We start from the raw sequence: 5,189 nt of genomic DNA on the forward strand, positions 1-5,189 counted from the left end.
CGACTGGAACTTCCAGATCCAGGCCCGTCTCGCCGCCGGGGCATATCGCCTGCACGTCGAGCCGGTCGGGCGGGGTTCGGCCACGACGATCGTATCGATGCGCGCGCCGGAGGAGGCAGTGGAGCCGCTGCTCGCGCTCCCCGCGCGGACAGACGTCGCGCTCGAGGGCAGCGTGCGCGTCTACCCGCTCCGGGTGCCGCCGGATGCGGAGCTGCTGCTGGTCGCGGCGAGCGCGCCGGAGAGCCTCGGGTGCGCGCTCGAGGCGGGCGGGCGCACGGTGGGTGCGGCGGTCGGACGCACGGCGCGCATCGAAGTGCCGCTCGCGCGTGGCGGCGAGTACCGCCTGCGCCTGTGGTCCGTCGACGGGCGCGCGACCAGCGCGCACCTGACCGCCGTCGCGTTCGCGCTGCCCCGCACGACGGAGCAGCAGCTCCGGGCGGGAGTTGCACTGGCAGCAGCGCGCGGCCTCGAGCCGCCCGCCGGCGCGGTGGCGGTCGCGCTCGACCGTCCGGGCGTCTTCCGCGTGGGTGGCGGCGTGCGCGCCTGCTCGGTGCCCGACGCGCCCTGTCGCGAGCCGGCGAACGGTGTCGTCGCGGCGACTGGGAAGACTCTCTGGCTCGTGCGCGAGCGAGCCCGGAAGACGCTCAAGGCGACCCGCGCGGTGCTCGCGCCCGGCGCGGCGCGAGAGCTCCAGGTGGAGCTGGACAGCGAACGACCGGCGCAGCTCGACGTCGCGAACCCGACAGGCGATGCGGTACTCGTGGTCGCGACCTCGCTCGCGGGCCAGCCGGGCGTCGTGCTGGCGGCGCCCGGCGCGCCGGCGTCTCCCCGCGCCGCCGTCCAGGGCATGGCGGTCGGCCCGCACTCCGCCGTCTCCGTGGCGCTCTCGGGCAAGCGGCCCACGGCGGTCGTGTGGACCGCGTCGCCGAGCCTGGTGACGGTGCGCGAGTGGAGTGTCCCGCTGACGATGGTCCTGGAATACGAACGCTCGCCCGACGGCGAGCTCGAGGACGTTGGCGGGCTCGTCCTCAACGTCGACTCCGGGCCGAAGCGCGTGCGGCTCGCCCTCGGCGAGGCGACCTTCGCCGCGTTCTCCGATGGCGAACGCATCACCAGCGTCCACTGGCACGGGGGCGAGCCCTTCGAGGAGACGGTCGAGACGAGCGCCGACCACCTGACCCTCTTCCACACCCGCGGGGCGAAGGACAGCTTCCACTACGAGGTCCTTCCCCTCGGCCCGAACGGCATGACGGCGCCACTCGCGCCGGGGGTGCCATACGAGGGCGCCGATCCGCGGGCGGGCATCCTCCGCCTCGCCGTCGCGCCGGCGGCGGCAAGCGACGCGGAGCGGTCGCTCGCGCTGCACGTGCGCGGCGCCGGCGCCGAGGCCGTGCTGGTGGGTGGCGACGGCCGCGTCGCGCACGGCGCCGACCTCCCGCTCGCGAGGGACGGCGGCACGCTGCTCGTCCACCACGGGCCGGGGCTCGTCCTCGCCTGGGTGGATCGGCGCGGCGAGGAGGCCTTCGACCTCTGGGGCGGCGCGGGGCTGCCGCGGGGGACGGAGATCGCATTTCCGGCCGCGGTCGTCCCGCTCGCGGGGACGATGCAGGCGCTGCGTGTGCCGCCACGCTTCTCGGGGATGCTCCACCTCCGAACCTCGACGCCCGTGCTGACGCTGGTGAAGCGCGGTGAGGCGCCGCCCGAGGTCGAGGTCCACGCGAGTGGCGCGGCCCTCGACACCTACGTGGCCGGCGAGCCCGTGCAGATCGGCCTCCGCGCCCTGGGCGGCGGCACGCTCTGGGGCACGGCCGAGGTGACGGCGTCGCGGGTCATGAAGATCGGCGAGGGGCTCGGCCCCGAGCGCCTCCTCCCCGCTGGCGGGACGGCGCTCTTCTCGTTCACGGTGACGCGCGAGGGTCCGGTCGGCGTCGGCGTGCGTGCGAGCCCGGACGTCGTCTCCGCGACGCTCCTCGACGCACACGGGAAACGGCTCGGCACGGGTGTGGTGCAGATGCCGACGCTCCAGCCGGGCACGTACCTGTTGGAGCTCCGCACGCCTCCCGAGTCGGGGCCGGTCGCGGTGCGGCCCGCGCTCGCGGGCATCGAGCTACCAGGCACAGGGCCCCCCGACGAGGTGGTGCGCGAGTACATGGCCAAGGCCGGGGCGGTGCCGCGATGATGCTCGTTCTCCTCCTCGCCCTGCTCGCCGCGCCGGCTGCCGCCGAGCCCGTGACGCCCGCGGCGACGCGACCCGCCGGCCAGGCGGGTACGATCATCGTCCCGGATCACTTCCTCCGCCGCTGGGACCCGGTGACGGTCTTCTTCGCGCAGGACGTGGGGCCCGCCAAGGGCGGCCCCGAGGATCACCCGGAGCGCCTGGTCACGCTCTCGCCGTCGCACCCGGGCGCGTTCACCTGGCTCGACGCGCGCACCCTCCAGTTCCGCCCCGCGGAGCCGTGGCCGCCGCTCGCGCGCTTTGCCTGGGCGGCGCGCGAGACGAAGGTCCGGCTCACGACGCTCATGGCGGCGCCCTCCAACGCCATCCCGCCCAACGACGCGCTCGGCCTCGAGCGGGTGGAGTCGATCACGCTCACCTTCGCCGAGCCGATCGACCCGGCGGACCTGGCGCGCATGGTGACCATCGAGCTCCGACCGCTCCCCGGCGTCGGCAGTGGCCAGGCGCGCTGGATGACGGCGGCCGACTTCCAGGTGAAGGCGCTCGAGCGTCACGCGCGCGCCGACCCGGCGACCTATGTCCTCGAGCTCGCGAGCCCGGTCCCGCTCGGCACGCGCGCCGTCGTCCACCTCCGCCTCTCGCTCGACGACGCCGCCACGGAGTCGTTCGCCGAGGTCGCGTTTGCGACGGCCGAGCCGTTCCGCGTGGTCGAGCTGGGCTGCCGCGGGGCCGGGGACGCGGGGGAGCGGCGCCGCGCCTATCCCGTGACGCCCGAGGGCGCGCGCTACACCGAGGCGCAGGCGCTCGGTTGCCCGGCGGGGAGTCGCACGCTCCTCGTCGAGTTCTCGACCGCGCCGCGCGACATCGGCCCGGTCGAGGGACGGAACCTGGTGCGCTTCACGCCGGCGGTGGACGACCTCTCCTTCGCGGTCGAGGGGAAGACGCTCGTGGTCGCGGGCGACTTCGCGGCGGAGCGGCCCTACCGCGTGATGCTGACGCCCGCCGCCGTCGCCGACGTGCAGGGCCGACCGCTCGAGATGACGGGCGAGAGCGAGCTGTGGGTCTACTTCCCGCGCCAGCCGAGCTACCTCGGCTGGAACGCCGCGCAAGGCCTGGTCGAGCGGTTCGGCCCACAGATGGTGCCGCTCGATGGGCGCGGGAAGGAGCGCCTCGATCTCCGCCTGCACCGGCTGGACCCGCTCGACCGCGCCTTCTGGCCCTTTCCCGCGCGGCCAGTCCCCGTGGACGAGTCGCAGCGGCCGCCCGGCCCGGGCGAGGAGCCCGCGCCGCACACCGAGCTCGGCCCCGTCTCGCTCGCGGAGCTGCAGCGCCACATCGCGGCGCTCGGCTCGCCGCCGGTCTCGACGCTGGTCGGGCTCCCGCTCCGCCGCGACGGGAAGGCGGCCAGTTTTGGCCTCGACCTCGCACCGCACCTCGCACGCGTCGCCGGCAGGGAGCGCCCCGGCGCCTACCTCGTTGGCCTTCGCCGCCTCGACAGCTCGAGCGACCGCTCGTGGATGCGCGTGCAGGTGACGGACCTGAGCCTCACCACGATGGAGGAGCCGGACGCCGTGCACTTCGCCGTCACCTCGCTCGTGAGGGGCCTGCCCGTCGCGGGCGCGTCGGTCAAGCTCGAGGGCACGCGCGAGAATGAGTGGGTGACGCTCGCCGAGGGCAAGGCGGGCGACGACGGGACCTTCCGCTGGCCGGCACCGGGCTGGGACCCCGCGCACCCGATCTACCGCCAGGTGCGCCGCATCGTGGTGGCGAGCGCCGACGACGTCCTCGTCCTCGAGCCGCTGCACGCGCCCGACGCCTACGCTGACAACCACTGGTCCGCGACGCGCGAGACCTGGCTCCAGTGGGCCTTCGAGCCGCTCGCGGCACGCACGCCCCCGCCGGAGGACCTCTGCCACCTCTTCACGGAGCGGCCGGTCTACCGCCCCGAGGAGACGGTGCACGTGAAGGGCTACGTGCGCCGCCGGGAGCGGGGGAAGCTCTCGCCGCTCAGCTTCGCGGGCACCGTCGTGATTCAGGGACCAGGCGAGCAGACCTGGAAGCGGCCCGTCACGCTCACGCCCGGCGGGAGCTTCTACGCGGCCTTCTCCGAGGCGAACCTGCCGACTGGCGACTACTCCGCGCACCTGGAGGACGCGAAGAAGAAGCCCTACGGCAACGTCACCTTCCGGATCGACGCCTACCGCATCCCGACCTTCGAGGTGGAGCTGCACGCGCCGGACAAGGTCCCGCTCGACGGGGAGTTCCAGGTGGCGCTCACCTCCACCTACTACGCCGGCGGCAAGGTCGCGGGCCGGCCCGTCGCCTGGCGCGTCACGCAGTTCCCGTACACCTGGTCGCCGAAGCAGCGCGAGGGCTTCGAGTACTCCTCGGACGTGCGCTTCTCGGGCGCGAAGCGCTTCGAGTCCTCCGGCAAGCTCGAGAAGGACGACACCACCGACGAGAACGGCGCTGCCCAGCTCTCGCTCGACCCCGCCGTCGAGCCGACCGCGCAGCCGCGCACCTACGTGGTCGAGGCGACGGTGACCGGCCCCGACGACCAGACGGTCACCAACACGAAGCACGTCGTCGCGCTCCCGCCCTTCGTCCTCGGGCTCAAGGTGCCGCGCTACCTCGAGCGCGCGACCGAGGTCGCGCCCGAGGTGATCGTGGTCGGCCCGGACGGCAGCTTGCAGAAGGGCACCGAGGTGAAGGTGCGCCTCTTGAATCGCCAGTGGCACTCGCATCTGCGCGCCAGCGACTTCTCGAACGGCGTGGCCCGCTACGTGACCGACGTGGTCGACGAAAAAGTCTCCGAGACGACCGTCACGAGCGGCGAGGAGCCGACGACCCTCCACCTGCCGATCGACCACGCGGGCGTCTACGTCGTCGAGCTGGAGGCCCACGACCGGCTCGGACGCGCACAGGTGATCGGCGTCGACCTCTACGCCGGCGGCACCGAGCCCGTCACTTGGGCCAAGCCGGCGACGCGCGTCTTCGAGGTGGCGACCGACAA

General features: G+C 74.2%; 1 protein-coding gene. It reads left to right on the forward strand.

What is annotated here, in order from left to right; genetic code table 11:
* Positions 1-2,175 precede the first annotated feature (2,175 nt).
* Positions 2,176-5,189: alpha-2-macroglobulin (locus E6J59_03490; GenBank protein ID TMB22605.1), on the forward strand; the 3,014-nt coding region annotated here is incomplete at its 3' end.

It is taken from the genome of Deltaproteobacteria bacterium (genome assembly GCA_005879795.1).
Lineage (GTDB): Bacteria > Desulfobacterota > Binatia > DP-6 > DP-6 > DP-6.